We start from the raw sequence: 25,237 nt of genomic DNA, 5'->3' as shown, positions 1-25,237 counted from the left end.
CATGAATGCATTTCAACCCGATACCCTGATCAAGAACCCCCACATCTGCCAGGTCGAAACCTCGGTGGAAGTAGCACGCGATGCGGCGAGCGTCTGGGAAGTGGTAGGTAACTTTGGTGGATTCGATCGATTCATCCCGGCACTGGAGCGTATTGAGATGACCGGCAATGGCGTGAGATCCCTGCGCAAGAAGTTCTTCCGCGATGGCCAGAACCTGGTGGTGGAACAGCTCAATAGCCATGACGACCAGGCCATGCACATGACCTGGACGCTGATCTACAACACCTTGGGCATCGACAACCTCTGGGCAGCGATGCGCGTCGAGCCCCTGACGGACAACCGCTGCCGCGCCACCTGGACCATCATCGCCGACCACACCGACGCCCATACACCGTCGGGGTTCAGGGACTTCCTGCAAGGGTTTGCCGATGAGGCGATGGCGAATGTGCAAGTGATGTTCAAGTAAGCGCCAATGTCCTGTGGGAACGGGCTTGCTCGCGAAAGCGGTGGGTCAGTTGGCAGTGATGTTGGCTGTGCCACCGCCATCGCGAGCAAGCTCGCTCCCACACTGAGCTGAAGTGAACCCAAGATCCAGGCTCACCACCCATCCCCTGTGGAGACAGAGGTGGGCGCGAACCCAGGTCCACCGCCAATCCCCTCTGGAGGCAGAGGTGGACGCCACCGCCAATCCCCTGTGGGAGCGAGCTTGCTCGCGATGGCGGTGGCTCAGCTTGCGGTGATGTCGACTGAGGCCTCAGATCTTGAAGCTGTCCACCAACTGCTTCAACCGATTGGCCTGCTGCGACAACGCATCGCAATCCTTCAGGGTTTCGTTGAGGTTGGCCACGCTTTGCTGGTTCAACAGGTTGATGTGGCTGACGTCCATGTTGAGGGTTTCCACCACAGCGGTCTGTTCTTCGGTCGCGGCGGCCACCGACTGGTTCATGCCGTCGATCTCACCGATTCGCTGCGTCACGCTGACCAGCCGCAGACCGGCCTGGTTGGCCACCTCCACACTTTCTTCACTGGAGGCCTGACTCGCGTTCATCGTGGTCACCGCTTCACGGGAACCGACCTGCAGCGAGGTGATCATCTTGTGGATTTCTTCCGCCGACTCCTGGGTGCGATGCGCCAGGTTGCGCACTTCGTCGGCCACCACCGCAAAACCACGTCCGGCTTCACCGGCCCGGGCCGCTTCGATAGCCGCGTTCAAGGCCAACAGGTTGGTTTGCTGGGAAATGCCCTTGATCACATCCAGGATGTGCCCGATGTTGTCGGTGCTGGCGTTCAGGGTTTCGATCTGAGTGCACGAGAGGCTGATTTTCTGCGACAACTCGGTCATCGCGTGAATGGTTTTTTCCACCACCTGACGACCATCATCGGCCTGCTCGCTGGCACCGCTGGCATGTTGCGAGGCATCGGCGGCATTGCGGGCGATTTCCTGGGTCGCGGCGCCCAACTGGTTGATGGCCGCAGCCACGCTATTGGTGCGAGCACTCTGTTCATCCGAGCCGATGAGCGAGGCGTTCGACGACGTCATCACCCGCTGGGACAAATCATGCACCTGCCGTGTGGCGGAAGACACTTCGGAGATCGAAGCGTGAATCCGCTCCACGAACTGGTTGAACGAACCACCCAACACCGCGAATTCATCCTTGCCCTGCACGACCAGACGCCGGGTCAGGTCGCCTTCGCCCTGGGCGATGTCCTGCATGGCGCGCCCCATGGTGGTCAATGGACGCATCAATACTTGGATCAACATGCTCAGCAGTAACGCGATGGCCGCTACCGCGACAAACATCGCAATCAACGCAGACGTACGGAACTGGCTCAACGGTGCGTAGGCTTTTTCCTTGTCGATCGACAGGCCGATGTACCACTCGGCGTTCGGCAAGCCAGTGACCGGGGTAAACGAAAGAATACGGTCCTTCCCGTTCAGCTCAACTTCCTGAGTCCCTTTGCCGATGCGCACCGGCGTACCAGGGTAGATGTCCTTGAGGTTCTTCATCACCTGGTCCTTGTCCGGGCTGACGATCACCTGCCCGTCGCCGCTGATCAGGAACGCATGACCGATACCGCCGAAATCCACCGAGTTGATGATTTTCACCAGGGTTTCCAGGCTCAGGTCGCCGCCCACCACGCCGAGCAGTTCGCCGTTGTGCTTCACCGGCAAAGCGATAGTCACCACCAGGCCGCCGACCGCCGCCAGGTAGGGCGGGGTCAGCATGGTTTTGTCGACGCTGACGGCCTGTTTGTACCAAGGACGTTGGCGCGGATCGTAGCCGTCGGGCATTTTTGCGTCAGGGCGTTGGGTGAAGACGCCGTTGGTCTGGCCCACGTAAGTGAACTGGAAATTCGACGTCAGTGCCGGCTGATCGACAAGCCCCGGCAAGTCGGCACCGGCACCTTGATGCGCGATGTTCTGCGCCAGGTTTTCCAGCACCAGGATCCGGCCACTCATCCAGTTCTGGACGCTGCTGGCCGTCAAGTCACCGGATTGCTCGATGGATGACTCGAGGCTGCGGCCGATGGTATTGCGCTGCAAATAGTCGTTGTAGAGCGTAAAGAGGGCAAAAGCCAGAACCACGACACCGGAGGCGGCAAGAAGGATTTTGTGGCTGAACTTTAGATTCATTTAGTTAGGCTTCTTATGCAGGGAGTGGGGGTGCATTCCGGTTGCAACATTTCATGTAAAAGCGCGAGCAGGCTTTTGACCCGCTCCACTTTGGTGCACGCATACCAATCTGTCGGCACGCCGTTGGAAAAAATTAGGGTTTTATGATGTTGGCCGACGAGAGGAGAAGATTAGACGCTTCCATGGGATGCGTTGGAATGCAGCCGGGAGGCCTGAGGGACTGCCCAAGGGCGAACGAAGCGTGGCCGCCGAGGTGAGTGGCCGGTTGCAACAATCTGTGGCGAGGGCTTGCTCCCTCGCCACAGGATTCAGATTTGGTTGAAATATCGGGGCTTGCCGAAGAGCTTTTTCAATAGCCGTCTCAAACCCGTACCGTATTCACCTCTTCCGTCACCGGCCCTTTCTCGCCCACAAACCGATTGGCCCGCCCAAACGTCCCAAAATCATTGAACCGCACGCCCATCTCGCGCATCACTTTGTGGGCCACCGGCACCGTGAGTTGGCGGATGTAGAACGGTTCCTTCACCACGAAATGATGGACCCCGTGGCTGCTGCCGAAGTTGAAGCAGAACGCCTGCAACGGCCACAGCCACCACGGGTTGAGCACCTGGGTCTGCTGGATGACGTTGCCCGGCTCGATGTCGCCGTAGTAGTGCATGTTCGAACTGATGAAGTGCAGGCAAAAAGTCCGCAGCACGTTCGGGCCGATGATCACCACTGCGGCGATGTCGATCACCTGCATCGTCGCCAGCGTAGTCGTCGACCAGTCAATCGACGTGCCCAGCAGGCTGGCGACACCGTTGGCCCCATGAAAACCGAGGAACACATACCAGGCGCCCCAGTGCAGCAGCGCCAGCGGGAAGTACACTTTCAGCGTGCGCTTGAGGATGCTGCGCTTGTGCGCCCAGGTCTTGGCCCGCAGCAGGCGGATGAAAGCCGACATCACGTTGTCGCCGACCATCAGCAACCGCGCCAGCCCCCAAGGCTCGCCGTTTGTGATGGCGCGCTCCTCCATATCGGCCTCGCTGCCGGAGACCTTGTGATGGTTGAGGTGCAGGTGGCGGCGGATCCATGGGTTGATGGTGCTGGGTCGTGCCAGCCACACCAGCCCCATCATCAGGTTGTGAGGCAGGCGCTGCTTGCGAAAGTACATGCTGTGGATCAGGTCATGCTCCAGCTCGTGGGTCAGTGAGGCGAAAAAAGCGTTGAGCAGCAGGCACGCCCACCCGGCCAGATGGCCATTGATGTAGAGCAGCGCCGAACCGATCATCCCGGCCAGGGCGAACGCCAGGATGCCCGCACCCAGTGCATCCTGGTGGCGCAAAATCGGGTAGCGCTGACGCAATTGCTCGCCCCGGGCCAGGACCACTTGGCGAATATGGGCGGCTCGCTGTTGTGCATTCAATCGTTCGGGGCTTGCGCAAGTGCCTTGCATGGCTTACATCCTCTGTTATCGATGTGCTCATCCTGCCGGGCGTTGTCCCCTCGGGTGGTAGCCGTAAACGCCAACCTGTTGACCGCAAGCGCCAATCGTCATGACTGAACCGACCTCCCTCGCCAGCTGGACCCGTGCGCTGCGCAAACAGCTCGATGCGTTGGGCCTGGACAGCCATGCCCTGTGCCTGGAGGCCGGCCTCGACCCGCAGTGGATGGACGATCCGAACGCCCGCTACCCGCTCTCGGGAACCACGCGCCTGTGGGCGTTGGCGGTACAGGCCAGCGGCGACCCGGCGATTGGCTTGCGAGTATCGCGCTTCGTCAGCCCCACCACGTTTCACGCACTGGGCTATGCCCTGGTGGCCAGCGGCAGTCTGCGGGAAGTGTTCGAGCGGATCGTGCGCTATCACCCGGTGGTCAGCGATGCGCTGACGCTGCAACTGAGCCGCGGCGAAGACCGCTACCGCTTCAGTCTCGATGTGCCCCAGGGCCGTCCGGCGCCGGCCTTTGAAGCCATCGATGCGTTCGCCGCGATTTACGTGCGCACCTGTCGCAACCGCCTCGGCCGCGATTACGCGCCGCTGGCGGTGTACCTGCGGCGTCCGGAACCGGCGGACCCCGGCCCCTGGCACAAAGTGTTCCGCTCGCCGGTGTATTTCGGCGCGGCCCAGGATTGCCTGGAGTTCAACCTCACGGATTTCGACAGCCACTTGGACGACGCCAATCCGGAGCTGGCCGAACACAACGAAACGGTGCTCGAGCGCACCCTCGCCCAGCTCAAACCGTTGACCTGGGAGCGCAAGGTGCGTGCCGCCATCGAGGCCCAATTGCCCGAAGGCGAACCCAGTGCCGAGCGCATCGCCCAGGCCATGCACCTGAGCCTGCGCAGCCTGCAACGGCACCTGGCCGACGAAGGCTGCCGCTTCGACGCCCTGCTCAACGAGTGCCGGGAAAACCTCGCGCTGCTGCACCTGCGGGATCCACATTGCTCGCTGAGCGAGGTCAGTTATCTGTTGGGGTTTGCCGACACCAGCAGCTTCAGCCGCGCATTCAAGCGCTGGACCGGGATGACGCCGGGGCAGTTTCGGGATGGGTTGCGCTAGGGATTTGCGTTGGTTCGGCCGGCCTTATCGCGAGCAGGCTCGCTCCCACATAGTTCAGGTCGGCTTCAGATCGCAGTCAACGCCCGCAACCGCTCGATGTCGAGGATTTCGATCTCGCCATAACCCAGGTGGAGAATGCCTTGGGCCTGCAGGTCCTTGAGGATCTGGTTGGTGGTCTGGCGCGACAGCGAGAGCATCAACGCCAGTTGTTCCTGGGGCAGTTGCAAGAGCCGGCGCGCCGGTTCGATTTCGCCGTAGCCTTCGGCGATCAGCAACAGGCGGTGGGCCAGGCGCGCCGGGGCGGGCATCAGGCTCAGGTGTTCGAGGTTGATGAAGGTCAGGCGCAGTTTGTGGCTCATCAGCAACGCCAGATGCCGCCAGTAGATCGGTTGTTCTTGCAGGAATGCCAGCAATGGCGCCTGGGGCACGTGCAGCAGCGTACATTGGCCTGCCACGACCGCGTCATGGGTCCGCGGCTGGCCATCGAACAGGCAGATTTCGCCGAACCAGTGGGGGGCTTCCACCACGCTCAACAGCGCTTCCTTGCCCTGCTCGTTCACCGCGCCGATCCGCACCGCACCCTCCAGCACGGCGTACATCCCGCAAGGCGGATCACCGCGCTGAAACAGCCGATGCCCCGGCGGCAGGCGGCGCACCCGCGACAGCCCCAGCAGACTATTCTGTAACTCAACAGGCAAATGGCTGTACCAGTGCCCAGCCATCAGGTGCGCGTGCCAGGGATGCGAACTCATGAAAACTCCGGACAAGTGTCGGCTAACTGACAGAGCGCCTTATAGATCCTGGGCATCATGCAGGCATCACCTCAGGAGGAACAACAATGAAAAGCCTCGTCGATCATCTCAGTCAATACGCCGCCTATCACCGTGATCCACGCAACATCGCCAGCCACTTCATTGGCATTCCGTTGATTTTCGTCGCCGTCGCCGTGTTGTTGTCACGGCCAGGCTGGCAGGTGGGTGCGCTCCTGGTGTCGCCGGCGCTGCTGGTAGCGGTGGCCAGTGCCTGGTTCTATCTGCGCCTGGAGTTGCGCCTGGGGGTGTTGATGACGGTGCTACTGGGCCTGGCAGTATGGCTGGGCCAGATGCTCGCCGCGCAAAGCACCTCGGTGTGGCTGGGCTGTGGCCTGGGGATGTTCGTGGTGGGTTGGGTGATCCAGTTTGTCGGTCACTATTACGAAGGCCGCAAACCGGCGTTTGTCGATGACCTCACCGGGCTGATTGTCGGGCCGTTGTTCGTGGTGGTTGAAGCGGGTTTCCTGCTGGGGCTTCGCGGCGAACTGAAGCGAGCCATTGAAGAACGTGTCGGGCCAGTGGCGTTGCGCAACCAGCGTTCGGCCGCCTGAACACAACGCAATACCCCGCCGCCCCTGTGGGAGCGAGCGTGCTCGCGATGGCGGTGGCTCAGTCAACACACTGGTGACTGACAGAGCGCAATCGCGAGCAAGCTCGCTCCCACAGGAGTTGCATCGTTACCGCTCAAGCGTTACAGCGCACCAAACTCGACCCGTATCGTCAGCGCGCCGGTGTTATCTTTCAAGCCAGACCCGTATTGCCCGGTCAGGTCATCGTTGATGCACAGTTGCAACTCCCCTTGCTCGCTGGCAGGAACCTGCGCCAGATCGCCAACCAGGAACGGCGTCCCACTGTCGCCCACACGACCGATCAAAGCGCCTTCGGCCGCACCGGGCAACGCATAGCTGGCGTAGTCGATGTGCCGCGAACCGCCGTTTCCATCGACGTTGCCGCCTTGCGGACTGGCACACCATAACCCGCTGACGTAGCGCACCAGGCGCGGCACCAGCCCGTTGACCTGCACACCGGTGCCTTGCCAGGCTTTATTGGCCTGGACCTGCATTGTCACCGCCTTCAGGTCATTGGCCACAGTGTCGCCGGCCTGGAACGACAGCGCCGCAATCGTCAGGCTCGGGTTCGAGGTGCCGGTGCTGGGGAAGACGCCATCGCCCACCAGGAACAGGTTCTTGTGGTCCCAACTGCGCTGGTATTTGTCCACCACCGATTTGGTGGGGTCGTCGCCCATGCGATAGGTCCCCATCAGGTGCCCGGCGCCCTGGAAGCTGTAATCGTCGCCTTTGTAGTTGAACGTCCCTTTGCCAATGGGGGCCGTCAGCTCCACGGCACCGAGCAGGTCCTTGATGATGTGGCTCGCCAATATCTTCGCCTGTCTGAAACCTTCCTTGGTGTAATCGGAAAGGTTGTAGTGGATTTCCGGCCGAAGAATGCCGAGCCCGTCCGTGTAGTTATCCGTCGAGGGCACGATGTAGCTGTCGGACTGGTCGGGATGGTCCTCCACCTGTTCCACCAGGAAGCCGATCCGAAACTGGCGAATGAACAGCTCGTTGAGTTTTTTGATCAGTGCCGTGCCGTAAAGCGCTTGAGTGGGTGGCGGCGGAGTCTCTTTCGATGGCAATGGGTTGGTGCGGCTTGTGTTCGCCCCGTCGATAAAATCGGCTACGGTGACGTAAGGATCGCCAACCGGCCAGTTCCAGCCCTCGTTGCCGATTTCAATGCGCCATGCCGCTCGCTGGCTGCGAAAGGCACCGTCACGCAGGCTCTCGATACCGGCGGTGGACACCGGGCCACGGTACGGGAAAACTGTCTTGCCTTCCGGCATCAGCCCCCACGCCAGGTAGATCGGATGGTCGGACAGACTGCGGCCCACCTGCCCGCTACTGTTGGCCACACCTTTGGGCCAGGCCGGGCTCTTGGAGTTGAGTAATAATTTAGGGGTTTCGATGGCATGGGCGGCGATCACATAACGCTGCCCGATGGCCACGCCGTTTCCTGTCTTGGGCCCCTCGCCAAGCTGATATTGAATGAATTCGATGCCATTGATGTTCTTGTCCGGGCCCACAGTCACTTTGCTGGCCACGGTCCGGTACATGACCCGGACCTTACCGGTGGCCAAAGCCTTGTTCATGGTCACGGTCGCGTCGTACTTGGCCTGGATCGGGCAGATCGGCGTGCAGTTGGTATTGCCGGCACACACCCGCCGCCCGGCGTAGGGCTGGGAATTGCGCCCCGCCGGGGTCGGGCTGACCACCAGCGGCAAACCGTCGAACGTCTGCCCGGTCACAGCGCTGACAAAACTGCCGTCAACCAGCGACAGTGGAATGCTGTGCATCGGGAAGGAATAACCTTCGGGAAAGGTCATGCCCAGATAAGCCTGGTCGGCGACATTGGCCGACACACCGATTTCCGCCTCGGCCCGGCAATAGGCACTTTGCAGATCGTCGTAGCCGATCGGCCAGTCCACCCCAACGCCGTACTTGCTCTTCAGGCGAAAATCGTTCGGCACCATGCGCAGGCACGTCCCGACCCAATGCCAGGTCGTCCCGCCGCCCACCCGTTCATAGGTGCTGTTGAAGGGCAACGGGCCTTTCTGCACCAAGTAACTGACCTCTGGTTTGTTCCAACCCAGGATCAGATCGGCGATGGTTGCCCGCGGGGCGTTTTCCCTGGTCGGATCACGCGGCGTATCCAGGGTCGATACCGGAGGATAAGGCGATTCCGGGGTTTTCAGGGTGGCGGTGTAGAAGCGCTCCAGATATTGCGTACGATTGGCCGGGATCTCCGGGCCCGATTCGAGCACCAGTACATCCACGCCGGCCATGCCCAACTGATAAGCGATGATGCTGCCGGCCAGTCCTGCACCAACGATGACCACCTCTGCTTGTTCGGTACTCATGACGAAGCTCCTTGCTGCGCGTTGGCGGGTACCCCGGTGTAATCCTCAAGGCTGGGCGGCGTCGTGTTCCAGTAGCCAAAGAACATCTCGCTGTAGCCCATGGGATGAGCCTGGGCGGCTTTCCAGGCCCAGCCATTGATATAGGCCTGGTCGGACACCACGGTCTGCTCATCCTTTTTGAAACTCGCCGCGTCATAGGGTTGGTACCAAACGCCCAACAACCACAGCTTCATGATCGAACGCGCGGCCTTGGCGGTCTGTGTGCCGGCCGGCAGCGCTCCGTCCATCAACACCGCTTGGGCGATCTGATCCGGGGATTGATTATCCCCCGCCAGGTTGGCGTATTGGGTCAGCAATGCACTGAGCACATCAGGCGTGATTCTTGGCGTGATGAATTCAAGAAACAGCGGCGGCAAACCCACCTGGTCGATCTCCGGCGCCAGTCGCTCAGTGGAAATACCGGTCAGGACCGATGAAAGACCTACGAAATTTTCCAGATCACTGCTCATGCTTGACTCCTTGTCCAGCCGTGGACTGCGCGCGTTCGAGCAAATAGGTGAAATCCGCGAAGCTGGTGCGCGGGGATTCGGTGACATGGGTGGCCGCATTGCCATGACACGCCATGCAACTGGAAGACGCCTGGGGCACGGTGCCCTGGATGTAGGTTTCCAGCGTGGCGTTGGCCAGGAACAACGGGGCGGGACTGCCCAGCGGGTTGGCGGCTGATATCTGGCAGTTCGGCTGTGGTGCCGACGGCCACTGGGTACTGATCAATTGATAGTTCGCCCAGACGCTCTGCGGGTTGACCGTGCGCAACAGGGCTTGATAGGTCGCGTTCAGGGTTTTAGTGGCTTCGGTCAGCGGCACTTCGCGCACGATTTGCGAGGGGGTAGCCTTGACCGCCGGGTTCCATGGCCGTGGCGGAGGCTGGTTGATGTCGCTTTTGCTGGCCGCGTTGTAGAACAGATACGGGCCCGTACGCTGGGCAACGGGCGTGGTTTTTTCTGGCACGTTTTTCACATGCTCAAAGGTTGACCAGACCCACTGTGCCGCGCTGGTTGTCTTATGGACCATGTGCAACCCCACCAACCCGACCGGCTCGGACACGCACGACTCCTCGACGATCGGTCCATGGCTCGGATCGCTGTTTCCTGGGGTATAGACCAGCGCATCGACGGTGTGAAAATCCTGCCGATTGTCGTTGGGGCCCAGCACTTTCCACGACGCCTTCACCATCAGCGCACCGACCTGTTTTGTCTCGTTGGCGCCGCAGCTGAACGCCACGGTGTTGGTCGGGTTCGCCGCAAAAAACTTCTGCTGGCCTTCGATGCTGTACAGGCCGTTGTCGACGATCCCGTTGAACATCGATTGATTGACCACGATTTCGTTGCGCGTGTAGGTGCCGTTCTGATCCACCAACGGGCCGCTCTCGAAGGGCTGGATAAACTCATCCAGGACATCGGGAACCTTGCCCATCTGCTGCAAGAGGCGACCGGGCTTGAGCGACTTGCAAGCCTCGGGCAGGGTCGCCGGGGCATTCCAGGGCAGCGGTGCCTGGCCCTTGGCCCGGAAGATCTGGTAACTCTCTTTCCAGCTTTCCCACACCGTAGCGCCATCCTGCTTGCCGATGGAGGTGCCGGTATTGGGATCGCCGTTGTCCAGCGCCGGCCAGTTCAAGGCAATGAACGTCTGCCATGACAGGTCATCGAAATTGGCTTGCAGGCTGGGCAGGGAAACCGGTTTGGTAACCGTGACATCGAAGGGTATCTGCGGTGACAACGAGGGGGCGGCGCTGGCAGAGGAGCCCAGCAAGACACTTAACAATGCACAGCCAAACGGGCCATGCCGACTGACTTCCATTCTCATGCTCATCTCCTTGGCATCAGGGCGCCAGGAGATAACACCGGTCCGTCATTGGACTCTCACTTGCCTCCTGGCAAGTCAGAGTCTAGGTAGGGTTTGATTCAAGAACAGGTGCAAAAGTAGAACAGATCGAAGCAAAGCCAAGCGGGGTTATTCAGATTCGGGCCGGGGTGCTGGCGAGGACGCCGTCGCGAGCAAGCTCGCTCCCACAAGGATTTTGGGGTGCCCACAAACTTTCAGGTCAACCCCTATCCCCTGTGGGAGCGAGCTTGCTCGCGACGCTTCTGATCTTAGAGGTTGGCGACTTTCTGCCAGACCTTCGGCTTGAAGAACAGCGTCTCGCCCTTCGCCAGGCCCACCAGGCTGTCGTGATCCTTCACCACTTCAGCTTCGATCAGCTCGCTCTGGCCTTCCACCTTCAAGGTCACTCGGGTCGTCGCACCCAATGGGCGGATGTCGCGCACTTCGGCGGCGTGGTGATCTTCCAGCTCAGAACGCGACAGCGAGACTTCATGGGGGCGGAACAGCACATGCCGATCCTCGCCCAAGTGCAGGCGGTTCGAGTCGCCGAGGAAGTGATAGACAAAGTCGCTGGCCGGGTTTTCGTAGACGTCGCCCGGTGAGCCGATCTGCTCGATCACTCCCTTGTTCATCACCACGATCCGGTCGGCGACTTCCATGGCTTCTTCCTGGTCGTGGGTCACGAACACGGAAGTCAGGTTGATGTCCTCGTGCAACCGCGCCAACCAGCGGCGCAATTCCTTGCGGACCTTGGCGTCGAGGGCACCGAAGGGTTCGTCCAGCAACAATACCTTGGGCTCCACCGCCAATGCGCGGGCCAGGGCAATGCGCTGGCGCTGGCCGCCGGAAAGCTGCTCGGGGTAACGGTCGGCGAGCCAGTCCAGTTGCACCATGTTCAACAACTCGTGGACCTTGGTCGCGATCTGGCTTTCGTTCGGGCGCTGGTTCTTGGGCTTCATGCGCAAGCCGAAGGCGACGTTGTCGAACACCGTCATGTGGCGGAACAGGGCGTAGTGCTGGAACACAAAGCCGACGTTGCGATCACGCACGTCGTGGCCGGAAACGTCCTCGCCGTGGAACACGATGTTGCCCTGGTCCGGGGTTTCGAGGCCGGCGATGATCCGCAGCAGAGTGGTCTTGCCGCAGCCCGACGGGCCCAGCAACGCCACCAGCTCGCCGCTCTGGATGTCCAGGCTGATGTTGTCCAGGGCCTTGAAGGCGTGGAAATTCTTGCTGACGTTACGGACTTCGATCGACATGACTTATTCCTCCGCGGCGCTGGCGCGCAGGCGGTTGATTCGGTTTTCGCTCCACTGCTTGAGCAGCAGGATCAAGAGCGCCAGGATCAGCAACAGGCTCGCCACAGCGAACGCGGCCACGTGGTTGTATTCGTTGTAGAGGATCTCGACGTGCAGCGGCAAGGTGTTGGTCACCCCGCGAATGTGCCCGGACACCACCGACACCGCCCCGAATTCACCCATGGCCCGAGCGGTACACAGCACCACGCCATAGATCAGCCCCCACTTGATGTTCGGCACGGTGATATGCCAGAACATCTGCCAGCCATTGGCCCCCAACAGGCGCGCGGCCTCTTCTTCCTGAGTGCCCTGCTCCTGCATCAGCGGGATCAGCTCCCGGGCCACGAACGGCACGGTGACGAAAATCGTTGCCAGCACGATGCCCGGCAGCGCGAAGACGATCTGGATGTCGTGATCCGACAGCCACGGCCCGAACAGGCCCTGGGCGCCGAACATCAGCACATAGACCAGGCCGGCGATCACTGGCGACACCGAGAACGGCAGGTCGATCAGGGTCACCAGCATGCTCTTGCCACGGAATGAATATTTGCTCACGCACCACGCGGCGCTGACACCGAACACCAGATTCAACGGCACCGAGATCAGCACGGCTATCACCGTGAGCTTCAACGCCGACAGCGCGTCGGGCTCGAAGATTGCGGTAAAGAACGCCCCCAGGCCGAGTTTCAGGCCCTGGGACACCACGATGAACAGCGGTAGCAGCAGGAACAGCGCAAAAATCAGCCAGCCGAGGCCGATCAGGACGCCCCGCGAAGTTGCACTGCCACGGCGAGCGGCGTTGGTGGAGGCCGCGGAAATAGACGATTGGGACATGTTCGCGCCTCCTTATGGGGTTTCGATGCGCCGTTGCAACAGGTTGATCAGCAGCAACAGGACGAAGGACACCACCAGCATCAGCACGCCAATGGAGGTGGCGCCGGTGTAGTCGTATTGGTCGAGCTTGACCATGATCAGCAGCGGCAGGATCTCGGTTTTCATCGGCATGTTGCCGGCGATGAAAATCACCGAGCCGTACTCGCCCACACCACGGGCAAACGCCAGGGCGAAGCCGGTCAACCAGGCCGGCAACAGCGCCGGCACAAGGATGTGGCGGAACACCTGCCACGGCTTGGCGCCGAGGCAAGCGGCGGCCTCTTCGACTTCACGGGGAATATCGGCCAGCACCGGCTGCACCGTGCGCACCACGAAGGGTAGCGTCACGAAGGTCAACGCCAAGGTAATACCCAGCGGTGTATAGGCGATCTTGAATCCCAGGTCGGTGGCGAACTGGCCGACCAGGCCGGTCGGCGCATACAACGCCGTCAGCGCAATACCGGCCACGGCGGTGGGCAGGGCAAACGGCAGGTCGATCATCGCGTCGATGATCTTGCGACCGGGGAAGGTGTAGCGCACCAGCACCCAGGCCAACAGCGTACCGATCACGCCATTGATGATCGCGGCGTACAGCGCGGTGCCGAAACTGAGCTTCAAGGCAGCCAGCACCCGCGGCGCCGAGATGATCGCCCAGAACTGTTCCCAGGTGAGTTGAGCGGCATGCACGAACATCGCCGCCAGCGGTATGAGCACAATCAGACTGAGGTACACCAGGGTGTAGCCCAGCGTCAGCCCGAAGCCGGGTATGACGGGGGATATGCGACGCGACATAAAGGTCCTTGGTTGACTGTGGGAGCGAGCTTGCTCGCGATAGCGGTGCTTCAGTCAACATCAATGCAAACTGAACCGACGCCATCGCGAGCAAGCTCGCTCCCACAGGTTTGTGGCTTAACTGACTGGCCCGAAGACAAATCCCAGCTTACTGCGCCTGGTAGATCTGGTCGAACACGCCGCCATCATTGAAGAATTTCGGCTGGGCCGTTTTCCAGCCATCGAAGTCCTTGTCGATGGTTACCAGGTCCAGTTTCGGGAACTGCCGGGAGTACTTGGCGGCCACGTCTTTGTCACGTGGACGATAGAAGTTCTTCGCGGCGATTTCCTGGCCGGCCGGGCTGTACAGGTGCTTGAGGTAGGCTTGGGCGATCTCAAGGTTGCCCTTTTTCTCGGCATTCTTGTCCACCACCGCCACTGGCGGTTCGGCGAGGATCGACAGCGACGGCACGACAATGTCGAACTTGTCCGCGCCGCCGTCTTCTTTCAACGCCAGGAACGCTTCGTTTTCCCAGGCCAGCAACACATCACCCTGACCATTGTTGACGAAGGTAATGGTCGAACCACGGGCGCCGGTGTCGAGGACCGGCACATGCTTGAACAGCGCTTGCACATATTCCTTGGCCTTGGCTTCGTCACCACCGTTGGCCTTGAGGCCATAGGCCCACGCCGCGAGGAAGTTCCAGCGAGCACCGCCGGAGGTCTTCGGGTTCGGGGTGATGACCGACACGTCATTCTTGATCAGATCGCCCCAGTCCTTGATGCCCTTGGGATTGCCCTTACGCACCAGGAACACGATGGTCGAGGTGTACGGTGTGCTGGCGTCCGGCAGGCGTGTTTGCCAGTCCACCGGCAGGGACTTGCCCAGCTTGGCGATTTCGTCGATGTCACCGGCCAGGGCCAGGGTCACTACGTCGGCCCGCAGACCATCGATCACCGCCCGACCTTGTTTGCCCGAGCCGCCATGGGACTGTTGGATCTTCACGTTATCGTCCGGGTGCGCCTTCTTCCAGAAACTGGCGAATTCGGCGTTGTAATCCTGATACAGCTCGCGGGTCGGGTCGTAGGACACGTTGAGCAACTCGTAATCCTTGGCAACCGCGGAACCTGCAAAAACAGCACTGGCCAGGGCGGCCAAGGCATAACGGCGAATTGACGACATGGTGAAAGCTCCTGGAATTCTGGTTTTCTTATGGTTTCTGGAAATCGGGTGGCCGGTAAAAAGATCACAGCCTTCGGCAGCTCCTACGCCAAGCCCCCCTGTAGGAGCTGCCGAAGGCTGCGATCTTTCAGGTTTTTCAAGACGGCTTATGGCTCGGCTGCTGCAACCGGAATTTTTCCTTGCGTTCGATCTGGACCACTTGCGCGTTGTGCACAGTGATTTCCACCGCGCCAAAACGCAGATCGCGCAATGCGCTCTGGATCTCGCGCAAGATGGTTGCTTCGTCCTGGCCGTCAACGCTACGTAGGGATGCGCTCATGCTGCTGCTCCTTGAATGAATGCCTGGCAGTGGGCGGCACTGCTTGCGGCGTGGGAGCAATATTAGATAAGCGCAGATATTCTTAAAAAGACTATTTAAGAATTTTTATATAACCAAAACAACATAAAGTAGCAAACGCCCTCAAAGCGACCACAAATCCCGCGTTCAAGCGCAGGAAGAAAAAAGCTCGATGACGCCGCCACCCGCGCCCTCGACTACTACCTCAACCCCAAGCCCGCCTCACCACCCGAACCCGACAAAAACCAACTCTTCATCGTCTCACCCCACATCGACACCGAAACCCTGCTCGCCAACGCCTCCGAAGACCTCCATCAGCACCATCGCCGCCGACCTGGCTGACGACGTGGACGACTCACGCCGCTGCGTCGCTCTGGCGATCAGTCGCATGGCCGATGGGGTGCAGTTGTTGGTTGAGCGGGCGTTGGATCATTTGGAAACCAAGGAGATGGCGGCCCACAGCGCCAAGGGATAGCGGTTACATTGAGGCAAGCTGAGCCGACGCTATCGCGAGCAAGCTCGCTCCCACAGTTGGATTGAGGCACGGCCGGAGAGACAGGTCGGCTGTCAGGCCGCCTCGCGGTGGACGTTGGTCTCGGGGCCCCATTAACCACGATGGCCGAACGCAGGCATTGTGGAGTGGGCATCCCGGCATGAATGCCGGGATAGCCGCGCTGGGCCATGGAGGGCCCTTCGCGGCGGGCCCACGGACGATCAAGCAATGAGCGGCGCCCGATCCCAATCCAACTGCGCCGCCGCGACGGGCCGGCCAAACCAGTAGCCCTGCCCCAGCTCACACGCCTGTCCAAGCAGGAAGGCCGCTTGCTCGCGCTGCTCGATGCCCTCGGCCTGCACCTGCATACCCATGCTATGGGCCAGGGCGACGATCACCCGGACGATCGCCGCGTCATCCTCATCCCACGGCAGCCCCGCGACAAAACCCTGATCGATCTTGAGCTTCTGCACCGGCAAGCGCTTGAGCCGCAGCAAGGACGAATAACCCGTGCCGAAATCGTCGATCGCCAGCCGCACGCCCAACTCCCGCAGGCGATGCATCTGTTCCAGCGCCACCTCCGGGTCTTCCATCACCGCGCTTTCGGTCACTTCCAGCTCCAGGCAAGCCGGGTCCAGGCCTGTGTCGTGCAGCACTCGGGCGACTTGCTCATACAACTCGCGATGGGCGAACAGCCGGCTGGAGACGTTGACCGCGACAAACGACAGCATCACGCCGGCCTGCTGCCACTGGCACATCTGCCGACAGGCCTGGTCCATGACCCAGGCATCGATCTGGGCAATCAGCCCGGTGCGCTCGGCAATAGGAATGAACTCGGCTGGCGAAACCAACCCGCGCTTGGGATGCTCCCAACGCACCAACGCCTCCACACCAATCAGCCGGCTGGTCGCCAGGTCGTGCACCGGCTGGTAATGAACCCGCAGTTCCTGATGCTGAAGGGCCCGGCGCAGTTCGGAGGCAATCTCGACCCGTTGCTGAGCGTGGGCGGTGAGTTCTTCGGTGTACAAGGCATAGCCGTCGCGCCCGGCGCTCTTGGCCTTGAACAGCGCCGAATCAGCATTGCGCAGCAATTGTCCGGCGCTGAGGGCATCGCCGGGAAACAGACTGATGCCAATGCTGGCGTTGATGAACAGGGTCTGGTGGTCAAGCCGCAATGGCTCCTTGAGGGCGTCGAGGATGCGCCGCGCCAACACAGCTGCCTGCCCGGGCTGCGAACAGTTTTCCACCAGCACGGCAAATTCGTCCCCCCCAAACGGGCCAGGGTCACACCCGGCGCGAAGAGGCCACGAAACCGCTCGGCCACGCCTTTGAGCAGTTCATCGCCGACGTTGTGCCCCAGGCTGTCGTTGATGTTTTTAAAGTGATCCAGGTCCACCAGCAGCAGAGCGCAGCCACGCTTGTGAAGCTGCGCCGACGCCAGGGCCTGTTCCGTGCGATCGGAAAACAGCAAGCGGTTGGGCAGGCCGGTCAACGGATCGTGGTGGGCCAGGTGCGCCAGCTCGTGCTCGGAATCCTTGATTGCGCTGATATCCGAAAACACCGCGACGTAATGGCTGATCTGGTCGTTGTCGTCGCGAATGACACGAATCGTCTGCCACTGAGGGTAGATCTCGCCGCTTTTACGCCGGTTCCAGATCTCGCCGCTCCACTCGCCCAGGCTGTCCAGGGCGGCAAACATGTCACGATAGAAATCCGGCCCATGACGACCGGACTTGAACAGATTGGGTCGCTGGCCCAGCACTTCGTCCCGTCCGTAACCGGTAATTGCAATGAAGGCACGGTTAACGTGCACGATCAGGCCGTTGCGGTCCGTCACCAGCACTCCTTCGCGGGTGCAATCGAAGACGGCGGCGGCCTGGCGCAGGCGCTCACGATCGGCGCTGTGCTCGCCCGGCCCGAAAAACCGGGACATCCGTACTCGGACCAGGAAGATCAACGCGGCGCTGACCAGCACCCAGGCATAACCGTTGATCAGCAACCAGCGAAGTCGATCGGCGGATTGATCGAAGAAACTGCTCAATAAATAACCAACCAGTTGCAGCCAGACGACTGACAGCAAGAGATAAACCAGCGCTGTGCGCAGAGCGATGCGGCGGTAGACAGTCATTCGGCCATCCATGTCCCTATAAAGAGGCGGGAATTATAGAGGAAGAAACATCCTGCCACTCTTATCTGAAAGGCCGACTGGTTTTATCTGTCGGGCCGGTGATAATGCAACGGCAGTTTCTATCTTTATCGAGGGCCCTACAGCCTATGTGGTACGAAGGTTTTCTTGGCTTGTCGCCTTGGTCACTGGTGGCAGTCACCCTGCTGATGACCCATGTCACGATCATCGGCGTCACGGTGTACTTGCACCGTTATTCGGCCCATCGCTCCCTTGAGCTCAATGCCGGCCTCAAACACTTCTTCCGCTTCTGGCTGTGGCTGACCACGGCACAGAACACCCGTGAGTGGACTGCCATCCACCGCAAGCACCACGCCAAATGCGAAACCATTGACGACCCCCACAGCCCGGTCATCAAGGGCTTGTCCACTGTGCTGCGCAAAGGCGCCGAGTTGTATCGCGCCGAGGCGGAAAATCCGGAAACCTTGCGCATCTACGGCAAGAACTGCCCTGAGGATTGGATCGAGCGCAACCTCTACAGCCGCTTCCCACTGTTGGGCGTGGCGATCATGGGGGGCATCGACCTGCTGCTGTTCGGCACCATCGGCATCACCATCTGGGCCATCCAGATGATGTGGATTCCAGTCTGGGCCGCCGGCGTGGTCAATGGCCTGGGCCATGCCGTGGGCTACCGCAACTTCGAATGCCGCGACGCGGCGACCAACCTGGTGCCCTGGGGCATCCTGATCGGTGGCGAAGAACTGCACAATAACCACCACACCTACCCCAACTCGGCCAAGCTGTCGGTACGCAAATGGGAGTTTGACCTGGGCTGGGCCTGGATCAAGGTGTTCAGTTTCCTGCGCCTGGCCAAGGTCCAGCGGGTCGCGCCAATCGCACACCGAGTCGAAGGCAAGGGTCACCTGGACATGGACACCGCCATGGCGATCCTCAATAACCGTTTCCAGATCATGGCCCAGTACCGCCGGCTGGTCATCGCGCCGCTGGTCAAACAGGAACTGGAGAAGGTCGATCACTCGGTGCGCCATCAGTTCCACCGAGCCAAACGCCTGCTGTCGCGGGAGACCAGCCTGCTGGATGACCGTCACCACGTTCGCATCCAGAACATGCTGGAACACAGCCAGGCGCTGAAGGTGATCTACGAAAAACGCCTGGCGTTGCAGCAGATCTGGGTCAAGACCAGCAGCAACGGCCATGACATGCTCGCCGCCATCAAGGAATGGGTCCACGAAGCCGAGGCCAGTGGCATCCAGTCCCTGCGGGACTTCGCCGACCAGCTCAAGACCTACTCGCTGCGACCGGCTACAGCCTGATAATCAAAACCCCGCCTCCGGCGGGGTTTTTCTTTGCTGCGCGGCCCCGCCCTTCGTCGCCTGAAAAGGAACTTCGCCTCAAATCCCCTATCTCAATGAGCACTTCGCCATCCAGGCGGGCTTTGGAGTGAGCGCGTGCAAATCCACAGCAGTGCACGTTCTTTGAGATTTGTGCCGATGGTCGACAAGAACCTACAGGATTCATCCCAACCTCATTGGCCCGAAGCGGCCCAGACCCTCATGGCGCTGATGCACGCCCAGGGCGAAGTAGCGCGCCTGAGCGAGCGTGAGCAACTGTTCAGCTCATTGCTGGTCAGCGTCAATGCGGTGCTTTGGGCATTCAACTGGGAAACCCGGCAAGTGCTGTACGTCAGCCCCGCCTACGAACGGATCTTCGGCCGTCCTGCCGGCCTGGTCATGGCCGATTTCAACGAATGGCGCGACGCAATCTACCCCGATGACCAGGACTACGCCGAACGCAGTCTGGCTGAAGTGCTGGTCAAAGGTGCCGTCGAAGATCGCGAATACCGCATCATCGCCGCCGATGGCCAGATCCGCTGGCTGAGCGACAAATGCTTCATCAACCGCAAGGCTGAGCCAGGGCAACCGGTGATTGTGGTGGGCATTGCCGAAGACATCACCGAAAAGAAGCTGCTGGAAAGCGAACTGCAGCGGCTGGCAACCACCGATGTGCTGACCCAGAGCAGCAATCGTCGACACTTCTTCGAGTGCGCCCACCGTGAATTCGAGCAGGCACGGCTACAAGGGATGCCCATGGCGTTCCTGTTGCTGGACATCGATGACTTCAAGGTAATCAACGACACTTACGGCCATCAGGAAGGCGATACCGTGCTGCAGAAAATCGCCGAAAGCGGACGTTCCGTGCTCAGGCGCGGTGATCTGTTTGGGCGGATCGGCGGCGAAGAGTTCGCCGCCGTGTTCCCCGGTTGTGCCCCGGACATGGCGCTGCAAGTGGCCGAGCGCCTGCAACGGGAGATCCAGCGCTTGAATTTTCGCTGTGGCGAGCAGAACTTCGGCATTACCGTGAGCCAGGGCCTGACCAGCATCACCGCCGAAGACCAGTCCCTCGACAACCTGTTCGCCCGGGCCGACGCGGCCATGTACGAAGCCAAGCGCCAGGGGAAGAATCGCATCATTGCGGCTTGAGCAATCTCGTCGCCAAGGAGTCAGCAAAACTCCAGTCATACCCAAATTCCTGTGGGAGCGAGCCTGCTCGCGATAGCGGCCTGACAGTCACCACGCAATTGGATGTCAGGCCCTCATCGCGAGCAGGCTCGCTCCCACAAAGAGTCGCTTTATTTTCTGCGCAATCGCATCAACTCCGGCAATCCGATCTTCAGCAAACGCGCTGTACGCCCCCGGGCCAGCTCTTCAAGCCCTTCATGCTCGGTCAGGTGGGCCATCTGCGCCGCCATGTTCATCACCAGTGCCTCGCGGGAATAAACCCCACCACCCAGGCTATAGGCTGCCGCGATCAGCTCACGCAGCTCCAGCGGCAGGCGCCAACGGGTGCGCAGCGCCGAGCCGAAACTGGCGCCGTATTGATCGAGGGAATTCCCTACTTCCTCCCACTCATCCAGCTCGCCCCCCGCCTGCGTCCATTCCTCCAGGCAACGCAGCAGCGCCAGGTCGCCCAGGCGGTGTAACAGCCCGGCGCAATAACAGCGTTCCGGTTCCAGATCCAACAGCCGCGCCAGGATCCGAGCGTACTCGGCGGTGTGCAGCGACAATTCCCAATAGCGCTTGGCATAGTCGGCCAGGCACGGGACGCTGAGCCGGGCGCAGCGCTTGAGGGTCAGGCCGAGGATCAGGTTCATGCTCTGCCCCGTGCCGAGCTGGTGCAGCGCCTGGGCCACGGTCTGCACCGGCGCGCCGCCCTGATGCTGGGCAGCACTGTTGGCCGCCGCAATCAGCACCCCGGTGATTTGCGGGTCGGTTCGGATCTCTTCTTCCAGCAGCTTCAGATCCAGGCCCGTGGGGTTGAGGCAGCGCTTGACCGCCACCTGCACATCGGTCATCAGCGGCGCGCCTTCGGACAGCTCGCGCCGACGCTCCAGAAAAGCTATCAGGGTCAGCCCCGGCCCCGGGACCGGTACGTCGCTGGAGGTCTCTTCAGCGCCACTCAACAGCAACCCCTGCAAACGCTGGGTCAGGCTTTCGCGGTTCAAGGGTTTGGTCAAATACGCCATCGGCGCCAGTGGCACGACCTCCCGCACACTGGCGCTGTCGTTACGCCGACTCATCAGAATGAACGGCAACGGCACAGTTCGATGCTGTTGGCGAAGGCCGCGCAGGATAGTCAGGCCATCGACACCCGGCAGCTCCCAGTCGGCGATGACCAGGTCGTACGAGTTATGCGCCAGCAAATCCAGGGCCTGGTGTCCCTCGCCGCAGGTGTCCACTCGGGCATCGCAGCGCACGCCCGACAATACTTGCTCAAGCAGCTCCCGGGACGCCGGGTCGGCCTCGGCGATCAGCACACGGGGTACAGCGGGTAAAACCACAGCAGTCATGCAGCATCGCTCCCTTGCCATACATGCACCTTAGTCAATGAAGGCCGATGCAGACAGTTCAAAACCTGAGGGATGTGTTCCCGAATATGAAAAAACCCGCCGAAGCGGGTTTTTTTGTGAATCAGTGCACAGTCAGGGCTCGTAACATCAGAGCTCGGAGAAGCACTCTTCGAGAATTGCCAAGCCTTTGTCCAACTGCTCGTCTGGCGCAGTCAGCGGTACCAGCACACGCAGAACGTTACCGTAGGTGCCGCAGGACAGCAGGATCAAGCCCTTGTCACGCGCCTTGGCCACGATCTGAGCCACGGCTGCGGCGTTCGGCTTGTGGGAGTCGCCATTTTCGAACAGCTCCACCGCAATCATCGCACCCAGAGCGCGGACTTCGCCGATTACCGGGTACTTCTTCTGAATGGCCTTGAGGCCAGTGACCAAGCGCTCGCCCACGGCCTTGCAGCGGTCCAGCAGGTGCTCTTCCTCGAAGACTTCCATCACCGCCAGCGCAGCCGCGCAAGCGATCGGGCTACCGGCGTAGGTGCCGCCCAGGCCACCCGGAGCGATGGCATCCATGTACTCGGCCTTGCCGCAAACACCGGCCAACGGAAAACCGCCAGCGATGGATTTGGCGAAGGTGGTCAGGTCGGCGGCAACGCCCATCTGCTCCATGGCAAAGAAGGTGCCGGTACGGCCGGCGCCAGTCTGTACTTCGTCAGCGATCAGCAGGATACCGTGCTGGTCGCACAGGGCGCGCAGACGCTTCATGAACTCCTTCGGCGCCACATAGAAACCACCCTCGCCCTGCACTGGCTCGATGATGATTGCCGCGATGTCACGGGGCTCTGCGTCGTTCTTGAAAATGCGCTCGATGCTGGCGATGGAATCGTCGATGCTCACGCCGTGCAGTTCGTTCGGGTACAGCGCGCGGAAGATGCCACCGGGCATCAGCCCCATGCCGGCCGAGTACGGCACGACTTTACCGGTCAGGCCCAGGGTCATCATGGTGCGACCGTGGTAAGCGCCGGTGAAGGCGATTACACCGGCACGGCCCGTGGCGGCACGGGCGATTTTCACGGCGTTTTCCACCGCTTCGGAACCGGTGGTCACCAGCAGGGTTTTCTTGGCGAAGTCACCTGGGACCTTGGCGTTGATTTTTTCGCACAGCTCCACGTAGGGCTCGTAGGCCAGGACCTGGAAGCAGGTGTGGGTCAGTTTGTTCAACTGCTCGGTCACGGCGGCGATGATTTTCGGGTGCACATGGCCGGTGTTCAGCACGGCGATACCGCCGGCGAAGTCGATGAATTCACGGCCTTCGACGTCGGTTACCGTGGCGTTCTTCGCCGATTCAGCGAAGATCGGGTGAATCTGGCCGACACCACGTGGAACAGCAGCGGTACGGCGGGCCATCAAGTCAGCGTTAGTCTTGCTCATTACAGTCCTCATTCGCCGCTCATCGGTCGGCGTGGTTCAAGGAATACATGGCCGGGAGGCAACTGCGACAGCATGCGATGATCGACTGCCACAGCGTTCCGGCCACAAGAAACAGAACAGGTGAAACACGCAAAGGGACAGCGCTCTCGTGCCCTTTGCGCTTGAAGCGGATCAGATACCCAGGCAGAGGTATTTGATTTCCAGGTAGTCCTCGATGCCGTACTTGGAGCCTTCACGGCCCAGGCCCGAGGCCTTGATGCCGCCAAACGGCGCGACTTCGTTGGAGATCAAACCGGTGTTGACGCCGACCATGCCGTATTCCAGGGCTTCGGCCACACGGAACACACGGCCCAGGTCGCGGGCATAGAAGTACGAGGCCAGGCCGAACTCGGTGTCGTTGGACATCGCGATCACTTCGGCTTCGTCTTTGAAGCGGAACAGCGGCGCCAGCGGACCGAAGGTTTCTTCCTTCGCCACGGCGGCATTCTTCGGTACGTTGGTCAGGATGGTGGGTTCGAAGAAGTTGCCTTCCATCGCCTTGCCACCCGCCAGTACGGTCGCGCCTTTGCTGACTGCATCGGCAATGTGCTCTTGCACCTTGGCAACCGCTTTGCCGTCGATCAACGGACCGGTGGTGGTGCCGTCTTCCAGACCGTTGCCAATCTTGAGCTTGGCTACCGCCACTTTCAGTTTCTCAGCGAAAGCGTCGTACACCGAGTCCTGAATGTACAGGCGGTTGGCGCAGACGCAGGTCTGGCCGTTGTTGCGGTACTTGGAAATGATCGCGCCTTCGACAGCTTTATCCAGGTCGGCGTCGTCGAACACGATGAACGGCGCGTTGCCGCCCAGTTCCAGGGAGACTTTCTTGATGTCCTTGGCACATTCGGCCATCAACTGACGACCGATCTCGGTCGAGCCGGTGAACGACAGCTTGCGCACGATTGGGTTGCTGGTCAGCTCGCCGCCGATGTCGCCGGCACTGCCAGTGACCACGCTCAGCACGCCTTGCGGGATGCCGGCACGGTGAGCCAGCTCAACCAGGGCCAGGGCCGAGAACGGCGTCTGCGAAGCCGGTTTGATGACCATGGTGCAACCAGCGGCCAGGGCAGGGCCGGCCTTGCGGGTGATCATCGCGGCCGGGAAGTTCCACGGGGTAATGGCAGCGGTCACGCCGATTGGCTGCTTGATCACGATCAGGCGTTTGTCCGGTTGGTGGCCGGGAATCACATCACCGTAGATACGCTTGGCTTCTTCGGCGAACCATTCGATGAAGGAGGCTGCGTAGACGATTTCGCCCTTGGCCTCAGCCAGCGGCTTGCCTTGTTCCAGGGTCATCAGGCGACCGAGGTCGTCCTGGTTTTCGATCAGTAATTCGTACCAGCGGCGCAGCTTGTTGGCGCGCTCCTTGGCCGTCAGCGCACGCCAGGCCGGCAGCGCCTTGTCGGCGGCTTCAATCGCCCGACGGGTTTCGGCGGCACCCATTTTCGGCACAGTGCCCAGCACTTCGCCCGTTGCCGGGTTGGTGACCTTGATTGTCTGACCATTGTCCGCATCGACCCAAGCGCCATCGATAAAGGCTTGTTGGCGGAACAACTGGGTGTCTTTAAGCTGCATGTCGGCTTTCCTTAACAGCACCGCGCGCACGCGGAGCGAATTAGATTTGTAGAAAGGCGCCTCAGGGGCTGCCGTCAGGGAAATCATCCACCGGGCTGAAGCACAGAAATAACGCACATAAGCACAGACGTGCGGTTCAGCACCCAGACAAGAGCGTTTGAAATCTCAAACGAATCCTAGGGCCGATGGGGGTGAAGGACAATAGGCTGTTCGAAAAAAAGAACGAAAAATCCGGATTTGCCCGCTTTTTCTGATCAGCGTAGCCGATGCCCGCCCAGGCTTATGAAAACACCGGCAAATCAGCAGCATGGACGCCCGCGATGCATATGAGTATCATGGCGCCCGCGTCGCACCAGTAGCTCAGCTGGATAGAGTACTGCCCTCCGAAGGCAGGGGTCGTGGGTTCGAATCCCGCCTGGTGCACCATTTACAGAATCAAAAGCCCCTGGTCGCAAGACCTGGGGC

Annotated in this window: 19 protein-coding genes, 1 tRNA gene and 2 pseudogenes; 7 read left to right on the top strand and 15 right to left on the bottom strand. The window is 60.8% G+C overall.

Translation table 11 applies throughout. The features are described 5' to 3' along the window. The first annotated feature begins 1 nt into the window (after position 1). Complete coding sequence (locus tag J9870_RS00825) at positions 2-466, top strand: SRPBCC family protein (RefSeq protein WP_210642276.1); 465 nt, start codon at positions 2-4, stop codon at positions 464-466. A 288-nt stretch (positions 467-754) separates the two neighbouring features. On the opposite strand, the gene J9870_RS00820 is transcribed toward J9870_RS00825, so the two are convergent. Together J9870_RS00820 and J9870_RS00815 are read right to left on the bottom strand one after the other, a co-directional pair. Beyond that, complete coding sequence (locus J9870_RS00820) at positions 755-2,635, bottom strand: methyl-accepting chemotaxis protein (RefSeq protein ID WP_210642275.1); 1,881 nt, start codon at positions 2,633-2,635, stop codon at positions 755-757. 361 nt (positions 2,636-2,996) lie between these two features. Further along, a complete protein-coding gene (locus tag J9870_RS00815; RefSeq protein ID WP_210642274.1) occupies positions 2,997-4,070 on the bottom strand; it encodes a fatty acid desaturase in 1,074 nt (357 codons plus the stop codon). A 100-nt stretch (positions 4,071-4,170) separates the two neighbouring features. On the opposite strand from J9870_RS00815, the gene J9870_RS00810 reads away from it, so the two are divergent. Then, positions 4,171-5,175, top strand: a complete 1,005-nt coding sequence (locus J9870_RS00810) for an AraC family transcriptional regulator (RefSeq protein WP_210642273.1) — start codon at positions 4,171-4,173, stop codon at positions 5,173-5,175. Positions 5,176-5,240: 65 nt separating this feature from the next. Here the strand turns inward: J9870_RS00810 and J9870_RS00805 are convergent, their stop codons facing one another. Further along, positions 5,241-5,927 carry a Crp/Fnr family transcriptional regulator gene (locus tag J9870_RS00805; RefSeq protein WP_210642272.1) on the bottom strand — a complete coding sequence of 229 codons (687 nt, stop codon included), beginning with the start codon at positions 5,925-5,927 and terminating at the stop codon, positions 5,241-5,243. A gap of 86 nt (positions 5,928-6,013) precedes the next feature. Between J9870_RS00805 and J9870_RS00800 the strand changes: the two genes are divergently transcribed. Next, positions 6,014-6,538, top strand: a complete 525-nt coding sequence (locus tag J9870_RS00800; RefSeq protein WP_210642271.1) for an Mpo1-like protein — start codon at positions 6,014-6,016, stop codon at positions 6,536-6,538. 140 nt (positions 6,539-6,678) lie between these two features. On the opposite strand, the gene J9870_RS00795 is transcribed toward J9870_RS00800, so the two are convergent. From J9870_RS00795 to oscA, 8 genes are all read right to left on the bottom strand, one after another. Next, entirely contained in the window at positions 6,679-8,901 is a 2,223-nt protein-coding gene (locus tag J9870_RS00795; RefSeq protein WP_210642270.1) for a GMC family oxidoreductase, read from the bottom strand. Beyond that, a complete protein-coding gene (locus tag J9870_RS00790; protein ID WP_210642269.1) occupies positions 8,898-9,410 on the bottom strand; it encodes a sorbitol dehydrogenase in 513 nt (170 codons plus the stop codon). Before J9870_RS00790 ends, J9870_RS00795 begins: the two co-directional genes overlap by 4 nt. Beyond that, positions 9,400-10,761, bottom strand: a complete 1,362-nt coding sequence (locus tag J9870_RS00785; RefSeq protein WP_246883130.1) for a cytochrome C — start codon at positions 10,759-10,761, stop codon at positions 9,400-9,402. Before J9870_RS00785 ends, J9870_RS00790 begins: the two co-directional genes overlap by 11 nt. 293 nt (positions 10,762-11,054) lie before the next feature. After that, complete coding sequence (locus tag J9870_RS00780; protein WP_135843096.1) at positions 11,055-12,044, bottom strand: sulfate ABC transporter ATP-binding protein; 990 nt, start codon at positions 12,042-12,044, stop codon at positions 11,055-11,057. Between the two features lie 3 nt (positions 12,045-12,047). After that, positions 12,048-12,917, bottom strand: a complete 870-nt coding sequence (gene cysW, locus J9870_RS00775; RefSeq protein WP_210642267.1) for a sulfate ABC transporter permease subunit CysW — start codon at positions 12,915-12,917, stop codon at positions 12,048-12,050. 12 nt (positions 12,918-12,929) lie between these two features. Then, positions 12,930-13,748 (bottom strand): sulfate ABC transporter permease subunit CysT, encoded by an 819-nt coding sequence (gene cysT, locus J9870_RS00770; protein ID WP_013692011.1) that lies wholly within the window; start codon positions 13,746-13,748, stop codon positions 12,930-12,932. A 148-nt stretch (positions 13,749-13,896) separates the two neighbouring features. Beyond that, on the bottom strand, positions 13,897-14,910 hold the full coding sequence (locus J9870_RS00765; protein ID WP_210642266.1) for a sulfate ABC transporter substrate-binding protein: 1,014 nt from the start codon (positions 14,908-14,910) through the stop codon (positions 13,897-13,899). Positions 14,911-15,046: 136 nt separating this feature from the next. Continuing rightward, positions 15,047-15,229: a sulfur starvation response protein OscA gene (oscA, locus tag J9870_RS00760; protein ID WP_003186967.1), complete on the bottom strand. Its 183-nt coding sequence runs from the start codon at positions 15,227-15,229 to the stop codon at positions 15,047-15,049. Between the two features lie 139 nt (positions 15,230-15,368). Here oscA and J9870_RS00755 point away from each other — a divergent pair. Further along, a pseudogene (locus J9870_RS00755) lies at positions 15,369-15,722 on the top strand (DUF6124 family protein); the annotation flags it as partial. A 239-nt stretch (positions 15,723-15,961) separates the two neighbouring features. On the opposite strand, the pseudogene dibA reads toward J9870_RS00755, so the two are convergent. Further along, a pseudogene (gene dibA, locus J9870_RS00750) lies at positions 15,962-17,868 on the bottom strand (phosphodiesterase DibA). A gap of 146 nt (positions 17,869-18,014) precedes the next feature. On the opposite strand from dibA, the gene desA reads away from it, so the two are divergent. Together desA and J9870_RS00740 are read left to right on the top strand one after the other, a co-directional pair. Continuing rightward, positions 18,015-19,199: a delta-9 fatty acid desaturase DesA gene (desA, locus tag J9870_RS00745; RefSeq protein ID WP_210642265.1), complete on the top strand. Its 1,185-nt coding sequence runs from the start codon at positions 18,015-18,017 to the stop codon at positions 19,197-19,199. Positions 19,200-19,376: 177 nt separating this feature from the next. Beyond that, positions 19,377-20,366 (top strand): sensor domain-containing diguanylate cyclase, encoded by a 990-nt coding sequence (locus J9870_RS00740; protein ID WP_210642264.1) that lies wholly within the window; start codon positions 19,377-19,379, stop codon positions 20,364-20,366. A 149-nt stretch (positions 20,367-20,515) separates the two neighbouring features. On the opposite strand, the gene J9870_RS00735 is transcribed toward J9870_RS00740, so the two are convergent. The 3 genes from J9870_RS00735 to gabD form a co-directional block, all read right to left on the bottom strand. Next, positions 20,516-21,733 carry an HDOD domain-containing protein gene (locus tag J9870_RS00735; RefSeq protein WP_210642263.1) on the bottom strand — a complete coding sequence of 406 codons (1,218 nt, stop codon included), beginning with the start codon at positions 21,731-21,733 and terminating at the stop codon, positions 20,516-20,518. Positions 21,734-21,880: 147 nt separating this feature from the next. Then, positions 21,881-23,158, bottom strand: a complete 1,278-nt coding sequence (gene gabT, locus J9870_RS00730; protein ID WP_210642262.1) for a 4-aminobutyrate--2-oxoglutarate transaminase — start codon at positions 23,156-23,158, stop codon at positions 21,881-21,883. 171 nt (positions 23,159-23,329) lie between these two features. Then, positions 23,330-24,772 (bottom strand): NADP-dependent succinate-semialdehyde dehydrogenase, encoded by a 1,443-nt coding sequence (gene gabD, locus J9870_RS00725; RefSeq protein ID WP_210642261.1) that lies wholly within the window; start codon positions 24,770-24,772, stop codon positions 23,330-23,332. A gap of 349 nt (positions 24,773-25,121) precedes the next feature. On the opposite strand from gabD, the gene J9870_RS00720 reads away from it, so the two are divergent. After that, positions 25,122-25,198: transfer RNA gene (locus J9870_RS00720), tRNA-Arg, on the top strand. The last annotated feature ends 39 nt before the right edge of the window (positions 25,199-25,237 follow it).

The sequence above is a fragment of the Pseudomonas sp. Tri1 genome (genome assembly GCF_017968885.1).
Taxonomy (GTDB): Bacteria; Pseudomonadota; Gammaproteobacteria; order Pseudomonadales; family Pseudomonadaceae; genus Aquipseudomonas.
Note: the sequence above shows the minus strand (reverse complement) of the source record. Positions and strands in the feature narration are given on the sequence as shown.

Coding starts and splice junctions, on each gene's coding strand:
- J9870_RS00825 (WP_210642276.1), top strand. CDS start 2: ATGAATGCATTTCAACCCGATACCCTGATCAAGAACCCCCACATCTGC.
- J9870_RS00820 (WP_210642275.1), bottom strand. CDS start 2,635: ATGAATCTAAAGTTCAGCCACAAAATCCTTCTTGCCGCCTCCGGTGTC.
- J9870_RS00815 (WP_210642274.1), bottom strand. CDS start 4,070: ATGCAAGGCACTTGCGCAAGCCCCGAACGATTGAATGCACAACAGCGA.
- J9870_RS00810 (WP_210642273.1), top strand. CDS start 4,171: ATGACTGAACCGACCTCCCTCGCCAGCTGGACCCGTGCGCTGCGCAAA.
- J9870_RS00805 (WP_210642272.1), bottom strand. CDS start 5,927: ATGAGTTCGCATCCCTGGCACGCGCACCTGATGGCTGGGCACTGGTAC.
- J9870_RS00800 (WP_210642271.1), top strand. CDS start 6,014: ATGAAAAGCCTCGTCGATCATCTCAGTCAATACGCCGCCTATCACCGT.
- J9870_RS00795 (WP_210642270.1), bottom strand. CDS start 8,901: ATGAGTACCGAACAAGCAGAGGTGGTCATCGTTGGTGCAGGACTGGCC.
- J9870_RS00790 (WP_210642269.1), bottom strand. CDS start 9,410: ATGAGCAGTGATCTGGAAAATTTCGTAGGTCTTTCATCGGTCCTGACC.
- J9870_RS00785 (WP_246883130.1), bottom strand. CDS start 10,761: ATGGAAGTCAGTCGGCATGGCCCGTTTGGCTGTGCATTGTTAAGTGTC.
- J9870_RS00780 (WP_135843096.1), bottom strand. CDS start 12,044: ATGTCGATCGAAGTCCGTAACGTCAGCAAGAATTTCCACGCCTTCAAG.
- cysW (WP_210642267.1), bottom strand. CDS start 12,917: ATGTCCCAATCGTCTATTTCCGCGGCCTCCACCAACGCCGCTCGCCGT.
- cysT (WP_013692011.1), bottom strand. CDS start 13,748: ATGTCGCGTCGCATATCCCCCGTCATACCCGGCTTCGGGCTGACGCTG.
- J9870_RS00765 (WP_210642266.1), bottom strand. CDS start 14,910: ATGTCGTCAATTCGCCGTTATGCCTTGGCCGCCCTGGCCAGTGCTGTT.
- oscA (WP_003186967.1), bottom strand. CDS start 15,229: ATGAGCGCATCCCTACGTAGCGTTGACGGCCAGGACGAAGCAACCATC.
- desA (WP_210642265.1), top strand. CDS start 18,015: ATGTGGTACGAAGGTTTTCTTGGCTTGTCGCCTTGGTCACTGGTGGCA.
- J9870_RS00740 (WP_210642264.1), top strand. CDS start 19,377: ATGGTCGACAAGAACCTACAGGATTCATCCCAACCTCATTGGCCCGAA.
- J9870_RS00735 (WP_210642263.1), bottom strand. CDS start 21,733: ATGACTGCTGTGGTTTTACCCGCTGTACCCCGTGTGCTGATCGCCGAG.
- gabT (WP_210642262.1), bottom strand. CDS start 23,158: ATGAGCAAGACTAACGCTGACTTGATGGCCCGCCGTACCGCTGCTGTT.
- gabD (WP_210642261.1), bottom strand. CDS start 24,772: ATGCAGCTTAAAGACACCCAGTTGTTCCGCCAACAAGCCTTTATCGAT.